The sequence below is a fragment of the Paenibacillus sp. 01L418 genome, from assembly GCF_056400045.1.
In genome coordinates this window covers 1-6093 of the sequence record NZ_JBFTSN010000385.1, presented here as the reverse complement: position 1 = coordinate 6093, position 6093 = coordinate 1, and the positions used below count along the sequence as shown (strand labels likewise).

4 protein-coding genes are annotated in these 6093 nt (G+C 44.3%); 1 reads left to right on the top strand and 3 read right to left on the bottom strand.

What is annotated here, in order from left to right; translation table 11 throughout:
• The 3 genes from AC1DSE_RS28330 to AC1DSE_RS28320 all read right to left on the bottom strand — a co-directional run.
• Positions 1 to 394, bottom strand: a 394-nt coding sequence (locus tag AC1DSE_RS28330) for an ABC transporter substrate-binding protein (RefSeq protein WP_477528563.1), incomplete at its 3' end; no start/stop codon positions are given.
• 164 nt (positions 395 to 558) lie between these two features.
• Positions 559 to 1617 (bottom strand): GntR family transcriptional regulator, encoded by a 1059-nt coding sequence (locus AC1DSE_RS28325; protein WP_477513011.1) that lies wholly within the window; start codon positions 1615 to 1617, stop codon positions 559 to 561.
• 552 nt (positions 1618 to 2169) lie between these two features.
• Positions 2170 to 3546 (bottom strand): ABC transporter substrate-binding protein, encoded by a 1377-nt coding sequence (locus tag AC1DSE_RS28320; protein ID WP_477528562.1) that lies wholly within the window; start codon positions 3544 to 3546, stop codon positions 2170 to 2172.
• 309 nt (positions 3547 to 3855) lie between these two features.
• On the opposite strand from AC1DSE_RS28320, the gene AC1DSE_RS28315 reads away from it, so the two are divergent.
• Complete coding sequence (locus tag AC1DSE_RS28315) at positions 3856 to 5901, top strand: RICIN domain-containing protein (protein ID WP_477510413.1); 2046 nt, start codon at positions 3856 to 3858, stop codon at positions 5899 to 5901.
• The last annotated feature ends 192 nt before the right edge of the window (positions 5902 to 6093 follow it).

The following is a 6093-nucleotide window of genomic DNA, read 5'->3' as shown; positions in this document are numbered from 1 at the left end:
GGTTTTGAATCGTGCCTGCTTCGGCAAACTTGTAAAACTGCGGGCCCGATACATAGAATACGTCCGGTGTTTTGCCCGATGCAACCAGCGTAGACAGCTTCTGATTGTATTCAGCAGGCGGCACGCTTGTGTACTCTACCTTTACGTTCGGATATTTCGTTTCGTATGATTTGATCAGCTTGGCGAATATATCTTTCTCCTGCGGACTGCCATGACCCATAAACGAAATCTTTACTTTTTCTTGCGGTGCGTTTGTTGCTGCATCGCCTTTATTCCCCGTATTTCCATTTGCAGCAGAGCTGTTGCCATTTCCACCTGATGAACAAGCCGATAGCAGCATTCCAAAGCATAATAGCATTACAAGTCCAAGCTTCGTGGATAATTTGCTCTTCATTGCGGTTGTCGCCCCCTATGTTGTGTGAATACTTATTGCGCTCTGTAAGCGCTTAATCCAATGAATTCATTATAAATTATATTGTTATATGTTTATATACTGAATATAATATAAAAAATACCATGCGCTAAAAATCAGCACACGGTATTTTTATGTTCTATTAATTACATTTTGCAAAATTTTACAGGTACAACAATACGCTGCGGCTCGTACTCCCCTTGTAGCTGCGCATGAAGCAATTCAACGGTAACCTTGCAAATCTCGTCTTCATTTTGCTGCAAATACGATACATCCTGAAAATCAGGCCGGTCAAAACAAACGAGCTCGAGATCGTCAGGCACTAACTTCTTCAGCCTCTTCGCTGCGTAATAAGTATAGTTGGTCAACTCTACATTGACAACGAATGCTGCTGAAACCTCAGGGCGCTCACTCATAAAGGATTCAATAATGTGCTGCGCATTGCCGCTCGATATATCCTCAATTTTGAGAATACACCACAAATCCTTGTTAATCGGAAGTTTTTTGGCTAAATACGCTTTTTCGAATCCGATCACTCTTTCTTCGGTCGCTGTATTCGTAATTTCAGGCGTGATAAGGGCAATATGCTCATGCCCGCTGTCGAGCAAATGAGTGATAGCCTGTTCCGTCCCATTCACATTATCCGAGCTGACGCTGTACGTGCGAATCTCTTTCAAAAAACGATCAATTAGCACATGCGGAAATTTATCGAGCGACAAGCGTAAAATGCTATCGTTGTATCGCTCCTCCTCCGTCGGAAATACAATTAATCCGCGTACACTTGCAGCGACCATCGATTCAATAGCTGCGCTTTCTTCAAGCTGCGACTCTCTCGTAATCCGTACCTGTAGGTTGTAGCCGCTGGCTGTTACGTACTTTTCGATTGAGTCCAGTATTTTCTGATCCACCTTCGTCTTCATGCACGGTAAAATAAGTCCGATAACGTCCCGCACATGGCTTGAAACATCTAAATCCTCAGCCGTCTCGCCATCCTGTCTTACGAACGTTCCCTTTCCTTGTACTCGAACGAGTACGCCTTCATCCGCTAAACCAATCAACGCGTTTTTACTCGTGATTTGGCTTACTCTATACTTGTCCGCAAGCTCCTTCTCGGATGGGACACGATCTCCAGGACGCAATTTCCCAGCTTTGATTTGCCCTAAAATATCGACTTGAATTTGCTTATATAAAGGGAAATTTTTCATAACGACGTCCTCTCATTATATTAATATATTAATTATACTAAATTAATTTTATTTTGTCTGCAACGGAATAATTGGTGATCTTTTATAATGATGAGCGAGATCTCTTAGAGAATACAAGAAGGCATAAACTTAAACCCCCGATCATCTCAGTGAAAATTGATCTACGTTATCTAAAAGGACTGTTCCTCTCAGATTCAATTATTGGTCTCGTCGGCTATGCACAATATCCACGAGTCATTTCTCTAACGAACTCTATTACGCTTATTATGTTGAAAACTACTTTTATTTCATTTTAACGAACCTGATTAACGTTATATCACGTTTTGTAAGGTGTCATGAGCTGCTTTTCTCGAAATAACGATTATGGAGTTCGTTACATTTTTAATCCATAATAAATGATTTAAATAAGACCTACTGGGTTCGTAAGCTATAGGTATGATACATGGAAGGACATCGTCCTCCCTAAGATTCATCAAAAAAAACAGGGCTGTTCCAAAAGTAGAATGATCTACTTTAGAAACAACCCTTTAACCTCACTATTGCATAATTCTATTATTTATTGCCCTTATCATACAGCTCTTGAAGCTTCGGCTGCAATTCCTTCGCCCAGTCCGCAGCTGTCATCTTGCCGTCCCACACTTTGCCTGCCTCTTGCCACATCGTATCGATCCACTTCGTATCCTTCGAACCGAAATCAATTGGCGGATGACCATAATCTTCAATAATATCAAGGAAAACTTGACGATTTGCTGGTGCTTTGTCATACGCTACAAACTCGCCTTTTGCCATATCAATCAAGTTTGGCACCGCTTGCCCAAGCTCGTAGTTTTGCTTTTGTCCTTCTTTATCCAGTGCAAGGAATGCTGCTAAGTTAAAYGCTTCTTGTGCATGCTTCGATTTGCTGGATACYGAGTAACCCATTGAGCCAACCCACGTCCCTGCTTTGCCTGTCTCCGGATTCACCGGCCATGCCGCRATATCCCATTCAAACGGCAAATCCCAAAATCCCGGTTGATCCCATGGTCCCATTGGGAACATGCCTACTTTGCCGGCTACAAATCGCGAGTAMGAATTCATCGCTTTCTCATCCTCCGGCGACGGCGATACATTGTGCTTGAYGCGCAGATCTGCTACCCATTGCATTGCTTTTGCRAATTCCGGTGTATCAATCGTTACTTTGCCTGTTGTATAGTCGATGAAGTCGCCTCCGCTTGCCCATACCGCGCCTTCSAGYGTAAAGTTGGCTCCGCCATAAATRTCGACTTTGCCATCGCCATTCTCATCCTTCGTCAGCTTCTTCGCTGCATCWARCCAGTTGTCCCATGTCCATTTGCCAACCTCTGCCGGCGGCAATTCRAGCCCAGCTTCRGTAAACATCGTTTTGTTGTAKGCCATTGCCCATGGACCTACGTCCTTCGGCAATCCGTACAAATCCCCTTGYCCSAGCTGCTTGCCRTCAAAACGGTAWCGATCWAGCGCTTGYTTCCATACGTTATCSGCTTGGAACAGCTCKGTCGWTTCTAGAAACGGCTGCAGGTTTTGAATCGTGCCTGCTTCGGCAAACTTGTAAAACTGCGGGCCCGATACATARAATACGTCCGGTGTTTTRCCCGATGCAACCAGCGTAGACAGCTTCTGATTGTATTCAGCAGGCGGCACGCTTGTGTACTCTACCTTTACGTTCGGATATTTCGTTTCGTACGATTTGATCAGCTTCGTAAATATATCTTTCTCCTGCGGACTGCCATGACCCATAAACGAAATCTTTACTTTTTCTTGCGGTGCGTTTGTTGCTGCATCACCTTTATTCCCCGTGTTTCCATTTGTAGCAGAGCTGTTGCCATTTCCACCTGATGAACAAGCCGATAGCAGCATTCCAAAGCATAATAGCATTACAAGTCCAAGCTTCGCGGATAATTTTCTATTCATTTCGTTTGACGCCTCCMTTTTTTTGCAAGCGCTTCCTTGATGAACTCATTCTAGATTATATTGTTATACTTTTAAATACTCTATTTAGTATAAAAAATAAGAAATTATGTTCTTTCAACTAATGCTTCACCTTAAAAATCAGTCTATAACCCCATTTTCAAACGAAAACTTCTGCATTTTCATTCAACTTCTATCATTCCAGCGTTTTTAAAGCACAGGATATACTAACTTTAGTATATATTTAAATACTAATATATTCTATAATCCGTTTTGAAGCGCTTACAAAACAATAAGAGGAGATGGTTTCACATGTTTGTCCAAAGCAAGGTTAGAATAACCGCTTTATGGATTGGCTTGCTTCTTATAATCAGTATTCTGCTCCCTGGTTTTCAAGCTTTTGCAGCTCCTGGATTAGCTTGGCCCTCAAATACCGCAACCGTATTCACCCCTCAAAATGGCGGAGTATGGTATCCACGGCTGCTAAAGCTGAACAATAACGATATTTTAGCCTCTTTCGATACGAATGCAGGCGGGGGCAATACAAGAATTATGCTTTCTCGCAGCACGGACGGCGGTCATACCTGGTCTCCTGCCATACAAGCTGCAGCTGATTCCAGCGGTAATGTAGGTAATGGCCAAATGCTTCAGTTGCCGAATGGCGAGATTTGGCTATCGTATCGCCTTGTTGTGCAATCGGGTTCGATTTATAACACTTACCTAAAAACCAAAAAAAGCACCGATGGCGGCAGCACTTGGTCAGATTTAACGAACGGCCAAATCGGCTCTGCGACAGCAAACTCGTTCAAAGGATTATGGGAACCGCATCTTCAAATGCTTGGCAATACAATAGCTGTATATTATGCGGATGATAGTCCTGCCACTGTAGGCAATACAGGCCTTCAGAAGCTTATTATGAAAACATGGACCGGTAACGGCTGGAGCGGCGAAATAATTGTCAGCGACGGTGTTGCCGCAGGCTCTAGAGATGGAATGCCAGTTATTACCCAAATGGCTAATGGCCAATACATCCTAGTGTTGGAAGCGACCGACGTCGCAGGTCATCCTTTTGTTATAAAATATAAAATATCGTCGGATGGTTATAACTGGAACGTTCCTCGTCAAACCCTTTATGTTCCTTCCAAAGCCGGAAAAAAAGCTGGTGCGCCTTTTGTTGTTAAGCTTGGAGATGGCCGCTTGCTTGCTTCTTTTCAAACGGACAATGACAGTACGAATACCGGCGACGCTTTCTCCTCCATGTACACGATGATTAGCGCAGACAATGGTGCAACTTGGCAATATCGGACTAATATTTTCCCAGTAAGCGACTCGACCAGCTCCAATTGGAATGCCTTGCTGCCCATAGATTCTACTCACGTCCTTGCAGCGACGAGTGCAGACTATCCAAGCAGCGGAGTGTATATTCGATTTGGTCATGCAGTTACACCATCGAACACAAATCTAGTAACAAATTGGAGTTTTGAAACGGCAAACCTAAGCGGCTGGACGACATTTGGCGACGATTACCCCGCTCGAATTAAAGTACATGGCACAAACGATGGTGTCGGTGTACCCGCCGCCCAGGGCAATTATTTTATCGGACTAGCCGGAACGAGCGGACCTGCATCGGCTTATGTTGGCCAAACAATTAGCGGTCTTGATAATGGCAGCTATACGCTGCGTGCGTATATGCGGAGCAGCGGCGGGCAGAATTCTTGCGTAATGGAAGTAAAAGATTTTGGCGGAACGTCGCGTCAAACCAATTGCCCCGTAACCACAGCTTGGACGCCGGTCACACTCTCGAACATCGCAGTTGTAAACGGGCAAGCAACCATAGGCTTTTTCACATCAAACAGCCAAACGAGCCAATGGGTCGATATTGACCGGGTTGAGTTTACTCGCAACGATGTTTACAATGGTGTCGTTTCAGGCGGTGTATACAAGCTTATCAATACAAATAGCGGCAAAGCGCTTGAGGTGGATGCTTGGGGAACAACGAATGGCTCCAATGTGCAAATTTGGACGGAGGGTGCGAATCAGGCAAATCAGCTCTGGCAAATTACTCATGTCGGGGGCGGAGCATATAAGCTTATTAACACGAACAGCGGCAAAGCGCTTGATGTCAGCGGGGCAGGAACAGCAAACGGCACCAATGTTCAAATCTGGGATTATGCGAACTCAGATAACCTGCATTGGAAGATCATCGATACCGGGAGCGGTTACTTCAAGCTTATCCACTCACTCAGCAATAGGGCGCTGGATGTCGCTGCTTCTGGCACAGCCAACGGTTCAAACGTTCAAATCTGGGATGATCTCGGAAACGGCGCCCAAAGATGGAAGCTTGTTCGTGTTAGCTGATGGCGTAAACCCTGGTTGATTCATTAGCATAAAAAAGTATTCAATACATGCGTTATCCTAGAAGGTAAAAAGCTTCTCGGACAATTCATTACCGTATTAACGCATCTGTCCTTTTGTGCTCTTTCTGGCAACCACTAGTCTAAAATAGGTCACCTTTCTATCCACGAAGCGTTTGGAAGTGGAGTCCTGTGT

Coding starts and splice junctions, on each gene's coding strand:
- AC1DSE_RS28315 (WP_477510413.1), top strand. CDS start 3,856: ATGTTTGTCCAAAGCAAGGTTAGAATAACCGCTTTATGGATTGGCTTG.
- AC1DSE_RS28325 (WP_477513011.1), bottom strand. CDS start 1,617: ATGAAAAATTTCCCTTTATATAAGCAAATTCAAGTCGATATTTTAGGG.